We start from the raw sequence: 18,772 nt of genomic DNA on the forward strand, positions 1-18,772 counted from the left end.
ACAAGTTTTGCCCGGCGCACGGATGCCAATCCACGGACACAGCGTTCGCGGACTTGCTTCAGAGATGATTTGGTTATATTTTATACAGTTATTTCATCTTCATCATGTCATTCATCTTTTCCAATTCATCTTTTTCAAAGTCAAAAATTACCTATGACCAAAGAATCGTCTAAAGCGCCGCCGCTTTACCCGAAGACCCACCTGCTCGCAGCAAGTGGCATCGCCGCCCTTTTGAGCCTGGCGCTTCTGGTATTTCCTTCCAGTGATGTTGAAGCCAAAAAGACGACCCTGAGTCTTGAACTGGAAAGCCCTGCTGAACAACTGACACAAGATCAAGACGCTGCCGAAGCGGTCCAGGCCACAAATGAGCCAGCAGCTTCCCCTTTCGCGCAGATCGAAAACAGCGCCGAAGAACCCCAGGAAACCGCTCAGGCCGCGCCCGCGCCGGCGCCTGTGATCGAAGAAAAGAAGTCTCCAAACCACAGGGAAGTGATCGTTTCTAAAGGCGATACGCTCTCCACACTGTTCGAAAAAGTCGGCCTCCCAGCTGCTTCGGTGCATGAAGTGCTGGCCAGCGACAAACAAGCCAAGCAGTTCAGCCAACTCAAACATGGCCAGAAACTCGAATTCGAACTGAGCCCCGATGGCCAGCTGACCAACCTGCACAGCAAGGTCAGCGACGTCGAAAGCATCACCCTGACCAAGAGTGACAAGGGTTATGCATTCAACCGCATCACCGCCAAGCCGACCGTGCGCTCTGCCTACGTTCACGGCGTGATCAACAGCTCGCTGTCGCAGTCCGCTGCACGCGCCGGCTTGTCCCACAGCCTGACCATGGACATGGCCAGCGTGTTTGGCTATGACGTCGACTTCGCCCAGGATATTCGCCAGGGTGACCAGTTCGACGTGATCTACGAACAGAAGGTCGTCAATGGCAAGGCTGTCGGCAACGGCCCGATCCTTTCCGCTCGCTTCACCAACCGCGGCAAGACCTACACCGCCGTGCGTTACACCAATAAACAAGGCAACAGCAGCTACTACACTGCTGACGGCAACAGCATGCGCAAGGCGTTTATCCGTACCCCGGTGGACTTCGCCCGCATCAGTTCGAAATTCTCAATGGGCCGCAAGCACCCGATCCTGAACAAGATCCGCGCTCACAAAGGCGTCGACTATGCAGCGCCGCGCGGCACCCCAATCAAGGCTGCCGGTGACGGCAAAGTGTTGTTGGCCGGTCGCCGCGGTGGCTACGGCAACACCGTGATCATCCAGCACGGCAGCACCTACCGTACGCTGTACGGCCACATGCAAGGCTTTGCCAAAGGCGTGCAGACTGGCAGCAGCGTCAAACAAGGCCAAGTGATTGGCTACATCGGGACCACCGGACTTTCCACCGGACCGCATTTGCATTACGAGTTCCAGGTCAATGGCGTGCACGTCGACCCACTAGGCCAGAAAGTGGCGATGGCCGATCCGATCTCCAAAGCTGAACGCGCACGTTTCCTCGCGCAGAGCCAACCGCTGATGGCGCGCATGGATCAAGAGAAATCCACGCAACTGGCTTCGAGCAAGCGCTAAGCCATGGCTCTCTATATAGGTGTGATGTCCGGGACCAGCCTCGATGGCCTGGACATTGCGCTGGTTGAGTTGGCCCCGGCGATCAAACTGATCGCCACGCACTACACCCCAATGCCTGACTCCCTGCGCGCCGAGCTGCTTGGCTTGTGCGCCAGCGGCCCGGACGAGATTGCCCGCTCCGCCATCGCTCAACAAAACTGGGTGAAGCTGGCAGCACAGGGCATTCACTCCCTCCTTGATCAACAAAACCTGAAGCCTGAAGACATTCGTGCGATTGGCAGCCATGGCCAAACCATTCGCCACGAGCCGGCGCGCGGCTTCACCGTGCAGATTGGCAACCCTGCCCTTCTGACCGAGTTGACCGACATCACCGTGGTCAGCGACTTTCGCAGCCGCGATGTTGCGGCTGGCGGACAAGGCGCCCCACTGGTTCCAGCCTTTCACGAAGCGTTGTTTGAAGAACGCGCAGGCAATCGAGCGGTATTGAACGTTGGCGGATTCAGCAACCTCAGCCTGATTGAACCCGGCAAACCGGTAGCCGGCTTCGACTGTGGCCCGGGCAATGTTCTACTGGATGCCTGGATTCACCAGCAACGCGGAGACAACTTTGATCGCGATGGCCAATGGGCTGCCAGCGGCAAGGTCGAACCGGTTCTGCTGAATGAACTGCTGAGCGATCCATTTTTCGTGACCAAAGGCCCCAAGAGCACCGGCCGCGAAGTGTTCAACCTGCCATGGCTGACACAACATTTATCGAAACTGTCGACCTTCGCCGCCGAAGACGTGCAGGCCACCCTGCTTGAACTGACCGCCTTGACCATCGTCGAGTCACTGCAAAGCGCTCAATCAGATACCCAAGAACTGTTGGTCTGCGGCGGCGGCGCCCACAACACCACGCTGATGGACCGCTTGGCCAGCTTGCTGCCAAACACCAAGGTCAGCAGCACCGCGGCTTACGGTGTAGACCCGGACTGGGTCGAAGCCATGGCCTTCGCCTGGTTGGCCCATTGCTGCCTTGAAGGCATCGCTGCCAATCGCCCGAGCGTCACCGGCGCCCGCGGCCCGCGCGTACTCGGCGCCATCTACCCCGCATAATCTGCACACAGCAAAACGCCGCAGAGCCCTGAGGCCATGCGGCGCTTGGTGATGCGATGATTGCGATCAGATCGAGAACGAAGAGCCGCAGCCACACGTGGTGCTGGCGTTCGGATTCTTGATCACGAAGCGCGAACCTTCCAGACCTTCCTGATAATCCACCTCGGCACCTGCCAGGTACTGGAAGCTCATCGGATCAACGACCAGACTCACCCCTTCGCGCTCGACAATGGTGTCGTCATCGGCCACTTCCTCATCGAAGGTAAAGCCGTACTGAAAACCTGAACAACCGCCGCCCGTAACGAATACGCGCAGCTTCAAGCGATCATTCCCCTCTTCATCGACCAGGCTCTTCACCTTGTGCGCGGCACCGTGGGTGAATTGCAAAGCCGTGGGGGTGAAGGATTCGACGCTCATGCTAACTATCTCCCGGCGTTACGCCGCCATAATGCGTGATGACGCGCATTATCCGCTTCTCCTAGAAAATCGGTCAACTATTGTTACGGTATATCAATCAACCCAATCGTAAGCCCGGAATGCAAAAAGGCCCGTCAGACGGGCCTTTTTGTTGAGCAGGATAAAGCCTTACGGCAGCATGCCTGCATGGGACAGGCCCAAGCGCTCATCCAGACCAAACAGGATGTTCAGGTTCTGCACCGCCTGCCCCGACGCACCTTTGACCAGATTGTCGATTACCGACAACACCACCACCAGATCACCATCCTGCGGACGATGCACGGCAATACGGCAAACGTTGGCACCGCGCACGCTGCGGGTTTCTGGATGGCTGCCGGCAGGCATGACATCGACGAACGGTTCGTTGGCATAACGCTTTTCAAACAGCGCCTGCAGATCCACGGAGCGATCCACGACAGTCGCGTAGAGCGTCGAGTGGATGCCTCGAATCATTGGCGTCAGGTGCGGAACGAACGTCAGACCGACGTCCTTGCCCGCTGCACGACGCAGACCCTGGCGGATTTCCGGCAAGTGACGGTGACCTTTGACGGCGTAAGCTTTCATGCTTTCCGACGTCTCGGAGTACAGCGAACCTACAGACGCGCCACGACCGGCACCACTGACACCGGATTTGCAGTCAGCAATCAAGCGAGTGGTATCGGCCAGACCGGCTTCCAGCAATGGCAGGAAACCCAATTGCGTAGCCGTCGGGTAGCAACCCGGCACGGCGATCAGGCGGGCCTGCTTGATTTGCTCGCGATTGACCTCCGGCAAGCCATAGACCGCCTCTTCCAGCAGTTCCGGCGCGCCGTGCGGCTGACCGTACCACTTGGCCCATTCATCGGCGTCTTGCAGACGGAAGTCCGCCGACAGGTCGATGACTTTGGTCCCGGCCGCCAACAGTTCGCCAGCCAGCGCATGGGCAACACCATGAGGCGTGGCGAAGAACACCACGTCGCAAGCACCCAGCGTCTTGATGTCCGGAACGCTGAACGCCAGACCGTCGTAATGACCGCGCAGGTTCGGATACATATCAGCCACGGCCAGACCGGCCTCGGATCGGGAAGTGATGACTGCCACTTCAGCTTGCGGATGTTGCGCCAACAGACGCAGCAGTTCGACACCGGTGTAACCCGTGCCGCCGACGATACCGACCTTGACCATAAACCTGCCCTCAACGAACCCACTGGAAAGCCGTCGATAATAGGGGCCGCGCGGCTCTGCGACAACCGTCAAGGTGACGTGCGGCGGCACACGTGTCCCGTCTGGGGCATAACGTTCAACTTTTGGCGAGTGGCTTTTGTGGCCAGACAAGGCGCCGCGACGAGTCATAGCGCGCTATGGCGAGGAGCGGCAACGCAGTATGGCCGCAAAAGCCGCTGTCAAAATTGAACAGTTATGTCCCGGACGGGACACTTTCTCTACTATTCGGGCTACCGTGAACCTGGGAATAACTAAAAATGCTTTATCTGTGGCTCAAAGCGCTTCACATCGTCAGCATGGTCTGCTGGTTTGCCGGCCTGTTCTACCTGCCGCGCCTGTTCGTCTATCACGCCCAAAGCGAAGACACCGTCAGCAAGGAACGCTTCAGCATCATGGAGCGCAAGCTGTACCGCGGCATCATGGGGCCAGCCATGATCGCCACCTTGATTTTCGGCATCGCACTGATCGGCCTGAACCCAAGCATATTCAGTCAGGGTGCGTGGATTCACGCCAAGTTGACCCTGGTGGTGATCCTGATCGGCTACCACCACATGTGCGGCGCCCAGGTGAAACGTTTTGCCCGTGGCGAGAACACCCGCAGCCATGTCTTTTATCGCTGGTTCAATGAAGTCCCGGTTCTGATATTGCTGGCTATCGTAATTCTGGTCGTGGTTCGGCCGTTCTAATTCCAATAAGCACAAATCACCGGGGTACTTCCAATGTCGCTGCCCGCTCTGCTCGAACAACGCTTGCGTCTGCCTGTGGTGGCAGCGCCTATGTTCCTGATCTCCAACCCACAACTGGTGCTCGCCTGCTGCCGCAATGGCGTGGTGGGCAGCTTCCCCGCACTGAATCAGCGCGAGAGCAGCGGCTTCAAGGCCTGGCTGGAAGAGATCGAAGCAGGATTGGCGACATTGGACAATCCAGCGCCTTATGCGGTGAACCTGATCGTCCACAACAGCAACCCGCGGCTGCAAGCGGATCTGGAGATCTGCATCGAGCACAAAGTGCCGATTGTGATCACCAGCCTCGGCGCCGTGAAAGAACTGGTCGATGCAGTGCACAGCTATGGCGGTCTGGTGTTCCACGACGTGACGACTCGCCGCCATGCAGAGAAAGCCGCCGAGGCCGGCGTGGATGGCTTGATCGCCGTGGCAGCAGGCGCCGGTGGACACGCCGGAACCTGGAGCCCGTTCTCGCTGATTGCCGAGATACGCCAATTCTTCGACAAAACCCTGCTGCTGGCCGGTTGCCTGAACCACGGCCACGAGATTCTCGCGGCACAATTGCTTGGTGCGGATCTGGCCTACTTCGGTACGCGATTTATCGGCACCACCGAAAGTCATGCGTCTGACGCCTATAAAGAGATGCTGCTGACTTCCAGAGCGGCGGACATCGTCCATACTCCAGCGGTGTCGGGAGTACCGGCGAGCTTTATGCGTCAGAGTCTTGAGGCAGCAGGTTTCGACATGGCCGCGCTGCAAGGCAAGGGCGAGGTGGACTTCGGCTCCAAACTCAAGCCCATGAGCGATGAAGCTAAAGCCTGGAAAACCGTCTGGTCCGCAGGCCAGGGTGTCGGCGAGATCGATGACCTGCCGAGTGTCGATCAATTGGTCGCTCGCCTCGATGCCGAGTACCGAAAAGCACTGGAGCTGGCGGCAACGCTGCCCAAGCGCTGGCCACGCTGACAGGAAAACTTGGCCAGCCCATTTCGGCTGGCCTTACACTCCACCCGCAATACTCCCTGAAACATTCGCGACAAGGATGCCTCGCAATGAGCGAAAACCGTTTCAAGATCGTGTTCGACGGCGCTCTGCTGCCAGGTGTTGACGTCACCACCGCCAAGCTCAATCTCGCCGAGTTGTTCAAAAGCGATGTGGCTGCCATCGAGCGGCTGTTCAGTGGCAAGCCGATTGCGCTCAAACGCGACCTGTCGCAGGTCGATGCGCAAACTTATCTCCAGGCGCTGACCAAAACCGGTATCGATGCCCGGATCGAAAGTGAACCGTCGATCGAGCTGAACCTGTCTGACGTTCATGAACACGCCCCTGTCGTCGCGGCAGATCCCGAATCCCCTTACGCACCACCCCGGGCTACCGTTGGCGAAGTTTTGCCTGAATTCTCCACACTCAAGCCGTTCAGCTTCGACGGTCGCATCGGCCGCTTGCGTTATCTGGCCTGGACGATGTCGCTGACGCTGGTGACCCTTGGTGTTGGCGCTGTGCTTGCTGTTTTCGGCTTGGCCCTCATCACTACGGACACGACCGCCGGCCTGATTCTCGGTGGCCTGCTGGTCTTTATTCTCGTCGTGGCGCTCGCGTTCGTCAGCATTCAGTTCAGTGTCCAGCGCCTGCACGATATCGGCTGGTCTGGCTGGCTCTGGCTGCTGACCCTCGTGCCGTTCGTGGGCAGCATCTTTCCGTTCGTGATGATGATCGCGCCGGGTAACAACACCGCCAATCGATATGGTGCGCCAGCACCGCCCAACAGCACCGCGGTCAAGGTCCTGTCTTCACTGTGGCTGGTGTTTATCGCGATCCTGTTCATCGGCGGACTGACCGGTGGCCTTACTACCATCCAGAGCGAATATGAAAGCGCCACCCAGAGCAGCTATGAAAGTGACTCCGTGACCACCGAAGAGATCGAAGATCAAACCGCTGTGGAAGCAGAGCCAGCGCCAAATTCGGCCGACGAAGCAGCCGAAGCAGCCCAGCCCCCTGTAGACTCTGCGAAAGAATGAACAGCGCTCCCCGTCCGTGACACCTGCGTCGCCGGCGCGGAGCTGTTGCGATGGAGAAATGCATGACCCGTTACGCTCTGATCACTGGCGCTTCCAGCGGCATCGGCCTGGCGATGGCCGAAGCGCTGGCCCGGCGCGGCCGCAGCCTGATTCTGGTGGCCCGTCAGCGTGATCAGCTGGAAAGTATTGCTATTGAGCTAACCCAACGTTTTGGCGTGGAGGTGTTGTTCCGAGCCTGTGACCTCGGCGAGCCGCTACGGCTGTCCGGTTTTCTGCTGGAGCTGGAGGAAGGTGACCGACAGATCGATTTGCTGGTCAACTGCGCCGGCATCGGCACCTGCGGCCCTTTTCTGGCTCAGGACTGGATGACTGAGCAGGACCTGATCGAAGTGAACATCCTCGCGCTCACTCGCCTGTGTCACGCGATCGGCAACAGTATGGCGCTGCAGGGCGGCGGGCAAATTTTGAATGTCGCCTCGGTGGCGGCGTTCCATCCCGGCCCGTGGATGAGTACTTATTACGCCAGCAAGGCCTATGTGCTGCACTTTTCCGAAGGGTTGCGCGTCGAACTGAAAAAATGTTCGGTCAAAGTGTCGGTGCTCTGCCCCGGCCCTACCCGCACGGCGTTTTTCCGCACCGCGCAATTGGACGCGGGCAAACTGATCGACAGCAAAATGCTGATGAGCCCCGAGGAAGTCGCGCTCTACACCGTGCGGGCTCTGGAGAAAAACCGCGCCATCATTATTCCGGGCCGACGCAACCGCTGGCGCGCCTTCCTGCCGCGACTCGGCTCGCGCTGGCTGACCCGGACAATCGCCGGCATGGTCAACAAGGCTTACTGCCCGCGCTGATCGCACCCTCAAGGTAAAAGGCTGGGCTCGGGCATAACCCATGGTTACACTCAGGCCAGCCCAAACAACGGAGAAAACAGCTGTGGATACTCTGTTCACCAAGATCATCAACCGGGAAATCCCGGCCAAGATCATTTACGAGGACGACCAGGTACTGGCCTTCCACGACATCGCCCCACAGGCACCGGTGCATTTTCTGGTGATCCCGAAAAAAGCGGTGCGCACGCTTAACGACCTGACCGAGGACGACAAGGCATTGGCTGGGCATATTCTGTTCACCGCCCAGCGTCTGGCCCTGGAACTGGGTTGCGAAGAGGGCTTCCGCGTGGTCATGAATTGCAATCCACTGGGTGGGCAAACCGTCTATCACATTCATATGCACGTGCTGGGTCAGCGCCAGATGCATTGGCCGCCGGGCTGATTGCAGTAAACCTCGTGGGGGTGGGCAACCCCGCTCCCACAAGCACCTGCGTCGCAATGACCCAGCGCAAACCTTCCCCCGGCCGATTGGGTTAAACTGGCCGCCGAGATTCTTCCCGGAGGTCAGCATGACTACCCAGCGTCACTACTCGCCGATTGACCGCCTTCTGCTGCAAGCCGATGCCGCGATGCGTACCTTGTTGCCCTTCAGTGGTCAGCCGTACCGTCCTTCACCCGCTATCGTGCAGCCGGATGCGCAAATGAGCGACGAAGACACCCGGCACGTCGCCGGTCTGATGCGCATCAACCATACCGGCGAAGTCTGTGCCCAGGCGCTGTATCAGGGGCAGGCCCTGACCGCCAAGCTGCCGCAAGTGCGCGCCGCCATGGAGCATGCCGCCGAAGAAGAAATCGACCACCTGGTCTGGTGCGAACAACGCATAAAACAGTTGGGCAGCCACACCAGCATTCTCAATCCGCTGTTCTACGGCATGTCGTTCGGGATTGGCGCGGTAGCCGGGTTGATCAGCGATAAAGTCAGCCTGGGTTTCGTTGCCGCAACCGAGCACCAGGTGTGCAAACACCTGAACGAACACCTTGAGCAACTGCCAGCCGAGGATGAAAAGTCCCGGGCGATCCTCGAGCAGATGCGCATTGATGAAGAACACCACGCCGAAAGCGCGCTGGAAGCTGGGGGTTTCCGCTTCCCGGCACCGGTGAAGTTCGGCATGAGCCTGATGGCCAAGGTCATGACCAAGAGTACTTATCGGATCTGACCGCCAAATCCCGGGCACAAAAATGGGCGCTTTTCAGCGCCCTTTCTTTTTGCTCGCAGAAAATCAGCTCGACATGTTGCGCGCGTAGAAGATTTCCAGCATTTCGTGTTTCACACGCTCGGTCACCTGAGCACGCTGCTCAGAAGACAGATTGCTGGTGGCGTCGCCGAACAGGTAGTTATCCAGCTCGAAGTTCTTCAGCAGCATTTTGGTGTGGAACAGGTTTTCCTGGTACACGTTCACGTCGGTCATCTGATACGCGTCGCGGGTGTCTTCGGAAAGGTAGTTCTGAATCGAGTTGATCTCGTGGTCGATGAAGTGCTTTTTGCCTTCCACGTCACGGGTGAAACCGCGCACACGATAATCCACGGTCACGATGTCCGAATCGAACTGGTGGATCAGGAAGTTGAGCGCCTTGAGCGGTGAAATGACGCCACAGGTCGACACATCAATGTCCACACGGAACGTTGCGATGCCATCGTCCGGATGGATTTCCGGGTAGGTGTGCACCGTGATGTGGCTCTTGTCGAGGTGGGCCAGGATAATTTCAGGCAGCGGGCCCGGGGACTCTTCGATCTGACTGTCGGTCGGGGTCACCGGCTCTTCGGAGATCAGAATCGTGACACTGGCGCCCTGGGGTTCATAGTCCTGACTGGCGATGTTCAGGATGTTGGCACCAATGATATCGACAACTTCTGTGAGGATCTGCGTCAGGCGCTTGGCGTTGTACTCTTTATTGATGTACTCGACGTAAGCCTGTTGGTCTTGCGGGGTTTCCGCGTAGCAGATGTCATAGATGTTGAAGCTCAAGGTCTTTGTCAGGTTGTTGAACCCGTGGAGCTTGAGTTTACTTTTCACCGTGGAAGACTCTCTATGTATTGCGGCCCGGCCGCATGATCAAGCATGCCCGTCAGATGCGAACGACACACCTGCGTAGGACGGTTAACACCTCTTCGCAATGGCGACTTTGGTTGTCTGTTCGGGTGCGCGGTCTGTCGGCGGACAGGCCACTACCCTGAAAAAAGTGGCGCATTGTGCAGACGTCAGCTTGGGATCGCCACAGTCTGCACTGCCTTTATGATAGTTGAATGTCGATTCAACCGAGCTCGATGATCTCGTAGTCGTGTGTGATCTCTACGCCCGCCGCACCCAGCATGATCGACGCCGAGCAATACTTCTCGGCAGACAGCTCGATGGCGCGTTTGACCTGGGCTTCTTTCAAGCCTCGGCCCTTGACCACGAAGTGCATGTGAATCTTGGTGAAAACCTTCGGATCTTCGGTGGCACGCTCGGCTTCGAGGAAGGCTTCGCAGCTTTCAACGGCCTGACGGGACTTCTTGAGGATGCTGACCACGTCGAAATTGCTGCAACCGCCAACACCCAGCAGAAGCATTTCCATCGGCCGGACACCCAGGTTGCGACCGCCGGCATCGGGCGGACCGTCCATGACCACGACATGACCGCTGCCGGATTCGCCGAGGAACATGGCTTCGCCAGCCCATTGGATGCGTGCCTTCATCGCCAAGACTCCACTGTATAAAAAAGGGTCGCCAGCTTAGCACAGGGGCCTTGATTGACGGCGCCTCGCCTTCCTACGACGCAAGCCGCTGCGCTGTAGGTAAATTCTCGAATATTGCAGGAAGTGTCTGTTAAGCTGGCGCCAATTCACTGGCGCATAGCCAGCTTTGTAGCAACCTCAGCGACTCATAAGAAAACCAAACACACCGTGAAGTCTTTTCGGGATACAACCATGGTTGCTATTACCCCAACACCCAAAATCAAAAACCTCGACAAGCTGTTGATGCACTGCCAGCGCCGTCGTTATGCGGCCAAAAGCAACATCATTTGTGCCGGCGACCGCTCGGAAACCCTGTTCTTCATCATCAAGGGTTCGGTCACCATCCTGATCGAGGATGACGACGGCCGCGAAATGATCATCGCCTACCTGAACTCCGGAGACTTTTTCGGCGAGTTGGGCCTGTTCGAACAGGCCGGCCTGGAACAGGAACGCAGCGCCTGGGTGCGCGCCAAGATCGAATGCGAAGTCGCGGAAATCAGTTACGCGAAATTCCGCGAACTGTCCCAACAAGATCCAGACATTCTTTACGTGCTCAGCGGACAAATCGCACAGCGCCTGCGCAACACCACCCGCAAGGTGGGGGATCTGGCGTTCTTCGACGTTACCGGCCGCGTCGCACGCTGCCTGCTGGAACTGTGCAAACAGCCAGACGCGATGACTCACCCGGACGGCATGCAGATCAAGGTGACCCGTCAGGAAATCGGGCGGATTGTCGGTTGTTCACGTGAGATGGTCGGTCGTGTACTCAAGGATCTGGAAGAACGCAACCTGGTGGACGTCAAAGGCAAGACCATGGTGGTCTTCGGTACGCGCTAAACCCTGAACATGTCTGCCAGCAACTGGCGGTACAACGTGTCGAGTCGTTCCAACGCATCAGGTGCTGCATATTTTTCATGAAGAGCAATGTGGCTCTCGGCGCGAACTCGCTGCTCCAGGCCACAGGCTTCATTGAACCGGTTAACCGCCGTAACCATCGACTCACGCTCGTTATCGAGCAACAAAGCACCGTGCACCAACCCTACTGGACGCGTACCGCCCTTGCTCTGGCGCCAGCGTTGAGCCGTGCCGACCATCTTGCGTCCATCAAGGTTGACGTTGAAACGCCCATCACAGAACGCCCCTTCTATCTCGCCCAAAGACGAAACGCCGCCCAGTTCATCGAGTAACTGACAAATCGGATCGCACAGCCGGTGATAACCGGTTTCGATACGGTTCTGGTCACCCTCGCTACGCGGTGGCGCGTAGACCAGTGCGATGTTGATCGTTGAGGCCGATTGCGGCACCGGTTCACCGCCGGTTTCACGCAACAGCACCGGCCAACCTGCCGCCGCCGACACTTCGCACGCGGCCTCGAACCCAGGCAGACGATTCAACCGTCGCGGCATGACCAGCGCCTTGTCACTGGGCTGCCAGAACAACAGCCCAAACTCCGAATCACCGGTGCACACATGGGCCAACAGATCCTGTTCGGCGAGCAGGCCGGCTTCGACGGTCAAGGCGATGGGCTGGGTCATGGCAGTAGACATCCTTTGTTTGGGGTATAAAAAAGCCGGCATCGCCGGCTTCTTCATTAAGTCACGTTCAGTCGAGTGTAGAACCGCTCACCGCGATACCACGCTCAGGAAAGAACAGACGCTGCAGTTCGGTGCCCGGGCTTTCGGCGCGCATGAACGCTTCGCCAACCAGGAACGCATACACATCGCTGATTTCCATCAGCTCGACATCGGCCCGGTTGAGAATGCCACTTTCGGTGATCACCAAGCGATCACGCGGGATACGCGGCAACAGATCGAGGGTGGTTTCCAGATTGACTTCGAAGGTGTGCAGGTTGCGGTTGTTGACGCCGACCAGCGGAGTGTCGAGGGTTTTCAAGGCCCGCTCCAGCTCGTCGCCATCGTGAACTTCCACCAGCACATCGAGGCCGACACTTTTGGCCACGGCCGCCAGCTCGGCCATTTTCACGTCATCCAGTGCGGAGACGATCAACAGCACGCAGTCGGCGCCCAACGCTCGGGCTTCAATGATCTGATACGGATCGATCATGAAGTCCTTGCGGATCACCGGCAGTTTGCACGCCGCTCGCGCCTGTTGCAGATACGCATCGGCGCCCTGGAAGTAATCGATATCGGTGAGCACTGACAGACAGGTCGCGCCGCCCTTCTCGTAACTCTTGGCGATGTCGGCGGGAACGAAATTCTCGCGAATCACGCCTTTGCTCGGTGAAGCTTTTTTGATTTCTGCAATGACCGCTGGCTGCTTGAGCTTGGCCTGAGCCAACAATGCCTTGGCAAAACCACGGGGTGCATCGGCCGCCTTGGCCAGACTTTCCAGCTCCGCCAGGCTTACGCGAGCGCTACGCTCGGCGACTTCCTGGATTTTACGGGCCAGAATGTTTTCCAGAACCGTCGGTACACTCATCCCTCATTCTCCACTTTGAATACCGCGGTAAATGCACCCAACTCCTCCAGTTTTTCCCGAGCGAGGCCTGTGTGCAGCGCATCGTGCGCCAGGGCAACGCCTTCTTTCAAACTGCTGGCATGGTCGGCGGCGTACAGCGCGGCACCGGCATTGAGCATAATCATTTCCGCGGCTTTCTGACCGTTCTCGGTCTTGCGCTTGCCCAGGGCATCGCGAATCAACTCCAGCGAGGCAGCCGGGCTATCCACCGCCAGACCGTGCAGACTCTGGCTTTTCATCCCCAGGTCTTCTGGCTCGACCCAATACTCGGTGATCTGGTCATCCTTCAATTCCGCCACAAAGGTTGGCGCCGCCAGACTGAATTCGTCCAGGCCATCCTTCGAGTGCACCACCAGCACGTGCTTGCTGCCCATACGCTGCAAGACTTCAGCCAGCGGCCGGCACAACGCCTGATTGAACACGCCCACCACCTGATGCTTCACGCCGGCCGGATTCGTAAGCGGGCCGAGCATGTTGAACAGCGTGCGCAAGCCCAGCTCCCGGCGCGGGCCGGCGGCGTGCTTCATGGCGCTGTGATGGGTCTGGGCGAACATGAAACCGATGCCGACGTTGTCGATGCAGCGTGCTACCTGAACCGGCGTCAGGTTCAGGTAGATACCCGCCGCCTCCAGCAGATCGGCGCTGCCGCTTTTGCCCGAAACTGCACGGTTACCGTGCTTGGCGACGGTGCAACCGGCCGCCGCGACCACGAACGAGGAAGCAGTCGATACGTTGAAGATGTTCGCACCGTCGCCGCCGGTACCGACCACATCGACGACGCCGTCGAGGGTCTTGAGTTCGACCTTGTCTGCCAGCTCGCGCATGACCGACACGGCGCCAACGATCTCGTCGATGCTTTCACTCTTCATGCGCATGGCCATCATGAACGCGCCGATCTGCGCATCCGTGCATTGACCGGTCATGATTTCGCGCATGACATCGCGCATCTCATCGGTGCTGAGGTCGAGTTGTTCGACGATACGGCTCAGGGCTGTCTTGATATTCATGAAAAGTCCTTAGCGCGTGCCGCCGGTTTGTTTGAGGAAATTGGCGAACAGCTCGTGGCCTTGTTCGGTGAGGATCGACTCAGGGTGAAACTGGACGCCCTCGATGTTCAGTGTCTTGTGGCGCAGGCCCATGATCTCGTCGACCGAGCCGTCTTCAAGCTGGGTCCAGGCGGTCAGCTCCAGGCAATCGGGCAGGGTTTCGCGTTTGACGATCAGTGAATGATAGCGGGTGACCGTCAACGGATGGTTCAGGCCTTCAAAAACGCCTTTGTCCTCGTGGAACACCGGGCTGGTTTTGCCGTGCATGACCTGACGGGCGCGCACCACATCGCCGCCAAAGGCCTGGCCGATGGACTGATGGCCCAGGCACACGCCGAGGATCGGCAATTTACCGCCAAAATGTTTGATCACATCAATCGACACGCCGGCTTCGTTCGGCGTGCAAGGGCCGGGTGAAACGACGATCCGCTCAGGGTTGAGGGCTTCGATTTCGGCAATGGTGAGCTCATCGTTGCGCACGACTTTGACTTGGGAGCCGAGCTCACCGAGGTATTGCACAACGTTGTAAGTAAAAGAGTCGTAGTTATCGATCATCAGCAACATGGCTTAAGAACCTCTTGAATTTACTGACTTTGAATACAGCCTTCGAATGATTTACCCGCAGCGTCCTGCACTTTGTCAGTCGCTGGAGTCGCGCTGCAAAGCGGTTTGTCTTGCTGGTAAAGAAGGCAAAGCGGTAAAGATCCGGCCGGGCCGGCAGAAGGATTCAGGCGCGCCAACGCCAACGGGCGTGTGCCTTGATGACTTGATCCAGAAGTTTGCTGACGATCAACACGGGGAAGGTCTCATTTATACGTCTCGGCACAGTAACTTAGCTGGGCAGAGCGTGCAATATGGGGCGATCGAACCTCTTGAAACAATTGACGGGTTCGCGCCGAACGGCAACAGGCCCTATAGTTTTTGGCACTATCGTTTTGCTCGCTACAACAATAACAAAAGGACTTGCTCATGATCAGACGGACGTTGGCTGTTGTACCGCTTGCCGGCTGCTTCCTCGCCATGGCCTGCAGCCAGGCGATCGCGGCGCCCAACCCTTATTCGAATTTCATCGTCTTCGGCGATAGCCTCAACGATGCCGGGCAGTTTACCGACACGGGCGGCCCTCCCGGGTCGACCGTGCGCTTCACCAATCGGACAGGACCGGTTTACCAGGACGGCAGCGGCGAAGTCTACTCCGCCAACTCGACGCAATTGCTGGGTGGAAGGCTCGGGTTTTCACCGGACCAGACGGCCGCTTCAACCTCGGCGGCGCGGGCGAACCAGGGTCTGCCGGACGGTAATAACTGGGCCGTTGGCGGATATCGCACCGACCAGATCCTCACCTCGATCACCACCGCATCCGCCACGGGCGAACGCACACGCCCGGGCTATCTGCCGACAAACAACTTCAGCGCCGATCCGAACGCGCTGCATTACATTTCCGGGGGTGGTAACGACTTTCTTCAGGGACGTGTACAAAGTGGCGCTCAGGCGAATGCCGCTGCGGATCGACTGGCCAACAGCGTCCAGGTTCTGCAAACCGCCGGCGCCCGGTACATCATGGTATGGCTGCTGCCCGACCTGGGTTTGGCGCCCGCCATCAATGGCACGCCCCAGCAGACACCCACCTCACTACTGAGCTCTGCCTTCAACCGGCAACTGGTCACTCGACTGGCGGGGATCGATGCCGAAATCATCCCGCTGAACATTCCGCTGCTGTTGCAGGAAACCTTCGCCGATCCGGCTCGATTCGGTTTTGCTACCGGCCAGAGCCTGACGGCGACTTGCTTCAGCGGTAACAGCTGCACCGAAAACCCTACGTATGGCATCAACAGTGCCACCCCGGACCCCAGCAAGCTGATTTACAACGACGGGGTTCATCCGACCGAAGCCGGGCAGAAACTGATTTCCGACTACGCCTACGCCCTACTGGCTGCGCCGTGGGAACTGACATTACTGCCAGAAATGGCCCACGCCACCTTGCGTGCGCACCAGGATGAACTGCGCAGCCAATGGCAATCGGACTGGGAGAACTGGCAGGCGATCGGCCAATGGCGCGCGATTGTCGCCGGTGGCGGCCAGCATCTGGATGTCGATAGCCAAAGCAGCGGAGCCAGCGCCGACGGTGACGGTTACAACCTGAACATCGGCGGCAGCTATCGTCTCAATGACGCCTGGCGCGTCGGTGTGGCGGCGGGCTTCTATCGTCAGAACCTGGAAGCAGGCAATAACGATTCGGACTACAAACTCAACAGCTACCTGGCCACCGCCTTCGCCCAGTTCCAGCAGAATCGCTGGTGGGCCGATGCCGCGTTGACCGGCGGCAAGCTGGATTACGACAACCTCAAACGCAAATTCGACCTGGGTGCCAGCGAAGGTGCGGAGAAAGGCGATACCGATGGCTATCTGTGGGCCTTCAGCACACGGGTTGGCTACGACATTGCGCAACCGGGCAGCAAGTGGCACCTGTCGCCGTTCATCAGCGCCGATTACGCAAAAGTGGAAGTCGACGGCTACTCGGAAAACAGCACTCGTTCCACAGCGCTGACCTTTGATGACCAGAAACGCGATTCAAAACGTTTGGGCGCCGGTTTGCAGGGTAAGTATCAGATCACCGCACAGACTCAAGTATTCGGCGAATACGCGTATGAGCATGAATACGAGGATGACACTCAGAAAGTAAACATCGCGCTCAACAGCCTGCCGTCCCTGGACTTCAAGCTGGACGGCTATACACCGCAAAGCCACTTGAATCGCGTGAGCCTGGGGGTCAGCCACAAGTTGACGGCCGATTTGGCGCTGCGCGGCGGATACACGTTCCGCAAGGATGATGACTTTACCCAGCAAGGGCTTACCGTTGGGGTTGCGCTGGATTTCTGATCCGGCAAACAGCAGGCACAAAAAACGCGGCGCCCTCACAGGTGCCGCGTTTTTTTATGCTGGGAGGCCCTTGTGGGAGCGAGCCTGCTCGCGAAAGCGGTGGGTCAGACAACATCAATGTTGGCTGTGCTGGCCTCTTCGCGAGCAGGCTCGCTCCCACAGGTTTTATAGGAACTCAGCTTTCCGGGGTTTGTTCGGCAAGGGCCACTGCACGGAACATCGCGCGGCGCTTGTTCAGGGTTTCTTCCCATTCCAGCGCCGGTACCGAGTCGGCAACGATGCCGCCACCGGCCTGCACGTGCAGTTCGCCGTTCTTGATCACCGCAGTGCGGATCGCGATTGCAGTGTCCATGTTGCCGTTCCAGGCGAAGTAGCCGACGGCGCCGCCGTAGACACCACGCTTGACCGGTTCCAGTTCGTCGATAATTTCCATCGCGCGAATCTTCGGCGCACCGGACAAGGTACCCGCCGGCAGAATCGCCCGCAGTGCGTCCATCGCCGTCAGCCCGGCCTTCAATTGGCCGGTGACGTTGGAAACAATGTGCATCACGTTTGAATAGCGCTCGATGACCATTTTTTCGGTGAGTTTCACCGAACCGATTTCCGAAACCCGACCAGTGTCGTTACGGCCCAGGTCGATCAGCATCAAGTGCTCGGCAATTTCCTTGTCGTCGGACAGCAGGTCTTTTTCCAGTGCCAGGTCGGCCTCTTCGTTGGCTCCGCGTGGTCGAGTGCCGGCGATCGGGCGCACGGTGATCAGGTTGTCTTCGACCCGCACCAGCACTTCCGGCGAACTGCCGACGACGTGGAAGTCGCCGAAGTTGAAGAAGTACATATAAGGCGTCGGGTTGAAGCAACGCAGCGCCCGGTACAGATCGATTGGCGCGGCCTTGAAGTCGATCGACATGCGCTGGGACGGCACGACCTGCATGCAGTCACCGGCCAGGATGTATTCCTTGATGGTGTCGACGGCTTTTTCGTAATCGTCCTGGGTGAAGCTCGAACGGAATACCGGATCAGCAGACTGTTGCTTGCTGAAATCCAGGCCACGGCGCGGGGTGATCGGCTGACGGAGTTTTTCCAGCAACTCTTCCAGGCGCGCCTGACCTTGCTCGAAAGCATCGTCCTGCGAGGGGTCGGCCAGGACAATCGCGTGCATCTTGCCGGCGAGGTTGTCGAATACCACTACGGCGTCAGAAACCATCAGCAGAATGTCCGGAACGCCCAGCGGGTCCGGGTTCGGGCACTTGCCCAGACGCTTCTCCACATAGCGCACGCAGTCGTAACCGAAGTAACCCACCAGGCCGCCATTGAAGCGCGGCAGGCCAGGGATGGTCGGCACGTTGTAGCGAGCTTTGAATTCTTCGACGAAGGCCAGTGGATCTTCGGCTTCGTGGCTTTCGATCTCGATGCCGTCGTGGGTCACGCTGACGTGATGGTCGTGAACCCGCAGCACGGTGCGGCACGGCAGGCCGATGATCGAGTAACGCCCCCACTTCTCCCCGCCCTGCACCGATTCCAGCAGGTAGGAGTTGGGCTCGTCGGCCAGTTTCAGGTAGATCGACAGCGGCGTGTCGAAGTCAGCCAGGGTTTCGCAGGCAAGCGGGATGCGGTTGTAGCCGGCAGCGGCCAAACGCAGGAATTCTTCGCGGATCATGGGGTAGCCTCGTGGCTTGAGGGTCTAACAGTCA

20 protein-coding genes are annotated in these 18,772 nt (G+C 58.5%); 11 read left to right on the plus strand and 9 right to left on the minus strand.

Translation table 11 applies throughout. From position 1 onward, the window contains the following. Positions 1 to 153: 153 nt before the first annotated feature. Both AC3IUE_RS29330 and AC3IUE_RS29335 read left to right on the plus strand, forming a co-directional pair. Positions 154 to 1,578, plus strand: coding sequence for a peptidoglycan DD-metalloendopeptidase family protein (locus AC3IUE_RS29330; RefSeq protein WP_056741331.1), 1,425 nt, complete (start codon positions 154 to 156; stop codon positions 1,576 to 1,578). A gap of 3 nt (positions 1,579 to 1,581) precedes the next feature. Beyond that, positions 1,582 to 2,673, plus strand: a complete 1,092-nt coding sequence (locus AC3IUE_RS29335; protein WP_489264439.1) for an anhydro-N-acetylmuramic acid kinase — start codon at positions 1,582 to 1,584, stop codon at positions 2,671 to 2,673. Between the two features lie 66 nt (positions 2,674 to 2,739). Here the strand turns inward: AC3IUE_RS29335 and erpA are convergent, their stop codons facing one another. Beyond that, the gene (gene erpA / locus AC3IUE_RS29340) at positions 2,740 to 3,090 is read right to left on the minus strand and encodes an iron-sulfur cluster insertion protein ErpA (protein ID WP_007947969.1); all 351 of its coding nucleotides are present in this window, start codon (positions 3,088 to 3,090) and stop codon (positions 2,740 to 2,742) included. Between the two features lie 168 nt (positions 3,091 to 3,258). After that, positions 3,259 to 4,293: an N-acetyl-gamma-glutamyl-phosphate reductase gene (gene argC / locus AC3IUE_RS29345; protein WP_046045401.1), complete on the minus strand. Its 1,035-nt coding sequence runs from the start codon at positions 4,291 to 4,293 to the stop codon at positions 3,259 to 3,261. A 296-nt stretch (positions 4,294 to 4,589) separates the two neighbouring features. On the opposite strand from argC, the gene hemJ reads away from it, so the two are divergent. The 6 genes from hemJ to coq7 all read left to right on the plus strand — a co-directional run bounded on the left by hemJ (position 4,590) and on the right by coq7 (position 9,119). Continuing rightward, the gene (hemJ, locus tag AC3IUE_RS29350) at positions 4,590 to 5,018 is read left to right on the plus strand and encodes a protoporphyrinogen oxidase HemJ (protein ID WP_046045400.1); all 429 of its coding nucleotides are present in this window, start codon (positions 4,590 to 4,592) and stop codon (positions 5,016 to 5,018) included. A 33-nt stretch (positions 5,019 to 5,051) separates the two neighbouring features. Then, positions 5,052 to 6,020 (plus strand): NAD(P)H-dependent flavin oxidoreductase, encoded by a 969-nt coding sequence (locus tag AC3IUE_RS29355; RefSeq protein ID WP_056741329.1) that lies wholly within the window; start codon positions 5,052 to 5,054, stop codon positions 6,018 to 6,020. Between the two features lie 86 nt (positions 6,021 to 6,106). Beyond that, entirely contained in the window at positions 6,107 to 7,072 is a 966-nt protein-coding gene (locus AC3IUE_RS29360) for a DUF805 domain-containing protein (protein ID WP_489264440.1), read from the plus strand. Positions 7,073 to 7,134: 62 nt separating this feature from the next. Beyond that, positions 7,135 to 7,923, plus strand: coding sequence for an SDR family NAD(P)-dependent oxidoreductase (locus AC3IUE_RS29365; RefSeq protein ID WP_056741327.1), 789 nt, complete (start codon positions 7,135 to 7,137; stop codon positions 7,921 to 7,923). An 82-nt stretch (positions 7,924 to 8,005) separates the two neighbouring features. Next, positions 8,006 to 8,344, plus strand: a complete 339-nt coding sequence (locus AC3IUE_RS29370) for a histidine triad nucleotide-binding protein (protein WP_008147240.1) — start codon at positions 8,006 to 8,008, stop codon at positions 8,342 to 8,344. Positions 8,345 to 8,471: 127 nt separating this feature from the next. Next, complete coding sequence (gene coq7, locus AC3IUE_RS29375) at positions 8,472 to 9,119, plus strand: 2-polyprenyl-3-methyl-6-methoxy-1,4-benzoquinone monooxygenase (protein ID WP_008147238.1); 648 nt, start codon at positions 8,472 to 8,474, stop codon at positions 9,117 to 9,119. A 63-nt stretch (positions 9,120 to 9,182) separates the two neighbouring features. Here coq7 and speD read toward each other — a convergent pair whose 3' ends face one another. Together speD and AC3IUE_RS29385 are read right to left on the minus strand one after the other, a co-directional pair. Then, positions 9,183 to 9,977 (minus strand): adenosylmethionine decarboxylase, encoded by a 795-nt coding sequence (gene speD / locus AC3IUE_RS29380; protein ID WP_489264441.1) that lies wholly within the window; start codon positions 9,975 to 9,977, stop codon positions 9,183 to 9,185. Positions 9,978 to 10,215: 238 nt separating this feature from the next. After that, the gene (locus tag AC3IUE_RS29385) at positions 10,216 to 10,638 is read right to left on the minus strand and encodes an OsmC family protein (RefSeq protein WP_008061600.1); all 423 of its coding nucleotides are present in this window, start codon (positions 10,636 to 10,638) and stop codon (positions 10,216 to 10,218) included. A 231-nt stretch (positions 10,639 to 10,869) separates the two neighbouring features. On the opposite strand from AC3IUE_RS29385, the gene crp reads away from it, so the two are divergent. Then, entirely contained in the window at positions 10,870 to 11,514 is a 645-nt protein-coding gene (crp, locus tag AC3IUE_RS29390; protein WP_046045393.1) for a cAMP-activated global transcriptional regulator CRP, read from the plus strand. Here crp and AC3IUE_RS29395 read toward each other — a convergent pair. The 4 genes from AC3IUE_RS29395 to AC3IUE_RS29410 all read right to left on the minus strand — a co-directional run bounded on the left by AC3IUE_RS29395 (position 11,511) and on the right by AC3IUE_RS29410 (position 14,765). Beyond that, a complete protein-coding gene (locus tag AC3IUE_RS29395) occupies positions 11,511 to 12,212 on the minus strand; it encodes a lipoate--protein ligase family protein (protein ID WP_489264442.1) in 702 nt (233 codons plus the stop codon). The two genes, crp and AC3IUE_RS29395, sit on opposite strands and share 4 nt — an antisense overlap. Before the next feature lie 67 nt (positions 12,213 to 12,279). Next, positions 12,280 to 13,116: an indole-3-glycerol phosphate synthase TrpC gene (trpC, locus tag AC3IUE_RS29400; protein WP_489264443.1), complete on the minus strand. Its 837-nt coding sequence runs from the start codon at positions 13,114 to 13,116 to the stop codon at positions 12,280 to 12,282. Next, positions 13,113 to 14,162, minus strand: coding sequence for an anthranilate phosphoribosyltransferase (trpD, locus tag AC3IUE_RS29405; protein WP_056741323.1), 1,050 nt, complete (start codon positions 14,160 to 14,162; stop codon positions 13,113 to 13,115). Before trpD ends, trpC begins: the two co-directional genes overlap by 4 nt. Positions 14,163 to 14,171: 9 nt before the next feature. Then, the gene (locus AC3IUE_RS29410; RefSeq protein ID WP_033056198.1) at positions 14,172 to 14,765 is read right to left on the minus strand and encodes an aminodeoxychorismate/anthranilate synthase component II; all 594 of its coding nucleotides are present in this window, start codon (positions 14,763 to 14,765) and stop codon (positions 14,172 to 14,174) included. A gap of 46 nt (positions 14,766 to 14,811) precedes the next feature. Between AC3IUE_RS29410 and AC3IUE_RS29415 the strand changes: the two genes are divergently transcribed. Both AC3IUE_RS29415 and estP read left to right on the plus strand, forming a co-directional pair. Further along, entirely contained in the window at positions 14,812 to 15,174 is a 363-nt protein-coding gene (locus tag AC3IUE_RS29415; protein WP_185752676.1) for a hypothetical protein, read from the plus strand. Beyond that, positions 15,171 to 17,081, plus strand: coding sequence for an esterase EstP (estP, locus tag AC3IUE_RS29420; protein WP_489264444.1), 1,911 nt, complete (start codon positions 15,171 to 15,173; stop codon positions 17,079 to 17,081). Before AC3IUE_RS29415 ends, estP begins: the two co-directional genes overlap by 4 nt. 175 nt (positions 17,082 to 17,256) lie before the next feature. On the opposite strand, the gene trpE is transcribed toward estP, so the two are convergent. Then, entirely contained in the window at positions 17,257 to 18,738 is a 1,482-nt protein-coding gene (gene trpE, locus AC3IUE_RS29425; protein ID WP_489264445.1) for an anthranilate synthase component I, read from the minus strand. Positions 18,739 to 18,772: the final 34 nt, after the last annotated feature.

It is taken from the genome of Pseudomonas sp. GL_093 (genome assembly GCF_057837605.1).

Coding starts and splice junctions, on each gene's coding strand:
- AC3IUE_RS29330 (WP_056741331.1), top strand. CDS start 154: ATGACCAAAGAATCGTCTAAAGCGCCGCCGCTTTACCCGAAGACCCAC.
- AC3IUE_RS29335 (WP_489264439.1), top strand. CDS start 1,582: ATGGCTCTCTATATAGGTGTGATGTCCGGGACCAGCCTCGATGGCCTG.
- erpA (WP_007947969.1), bottom strand. CDS start 3,090: ATGAGCGTCGAATCCTTCACCCCCACGGCTTTGCAATTCACCCACGGT.
- argC (WP_046045401.1), bottom strand. CDS start 4,293: ATGGTCAAGGTCGGTATCGTCGGCGGCACGGGTTACACCGGTGTCGAA.
- hemJ (WP_046045400.1), top strand. CDS start 4,590: ATGCTTTATCTGTGGCTCAAAGCGCTTCACATCGTCAGCATGGTCTGC.
- AC3IUE_RS29355 (WP_056741329.1), top strand. CDS start 5,052: ATGTCGCTGCCCGCTCTGCTCGAACAACGCTTGCGTCTGCCTGTGGTG.
- AC3IUE_RS29360 (WP_489264440.1), top strand. CDS start 6,107: ATGAGCGAAAACCGTTTCAAGATCGTGTTCGACGGCGCTCTGCTGCCA.
- AC3IUE_RS29365 (WP_056741327.1), top strand. CDS start 7,135: ATGACCCGTTACGCTCTGATCACTGGCGCTTCCAGCGGCATCGGCCTG.
- coq7 (WP_008147238.1), top strand. CDS start 8,472: ATGACTACCCAGCGTCACTACTCGCCGATTGACCGCCTTCTGCTGCAA.
- AC3IUE_RS29385 (WP_008061600.1), bottom strand. CDS start 10,638: ATGAAGGCACGCATCCAATGGGCTGGCGAAGCCATGTTCCTCGGCGAA.
- crp (WP_046045393.1), top strand. CDS start 10,870: ATGGTTGCTATTACCCCAACACCCAAAATCAAAAACCTCGACAAGCTG.
- AC3IUE_RS29395 (WP_489264442.1), bottom strand. CDS start 12,212: ATGACCCAGCCCATCGCCTTGACCGTCGAAGCCGGCCTGCTCGCCGAA.
- trpC (WP_489264443.1), bottom strand. CDS start 13,116: ATGAGTGTACCGACGGTTCTGGAAAACATTCTGGCCCGTAAAATCCAG.
- trpD (WP_056741323.1), bottom strand. CDS start 14,162: ATGAATATCAAGACAGCCCTGAGCCGTATCGTCGAACAACTCGACCTC.
- AC3IUE_RS29410 (WP_033056198.1), bottom strand. CDS start 14,765: ATGTTGCTGATGATCGATAACTACGACTCTTTTACTTACAACGTTGTG.
- AC3IUE_RS29415 (WP_185752676.1), top strand. CDS start 14,812: ATGATTTACCCGCAGCGTCCTGCACTTTGTCAGTCGCTGGAGTCGCGC.
- estP (WP_489264444.1), top strand. CDS start 15,171: ATGATCAGACGGACGTTGGCTGTTGTACCGCTTGCCGGCTGCTTCCTC.
- trpE (WP_489264445.1), bottom strand. CDS start 18,738: ATGATCCGCGAAGAATTCCTGCGTTTGGCCGCTGCCGGCTACAACCGC.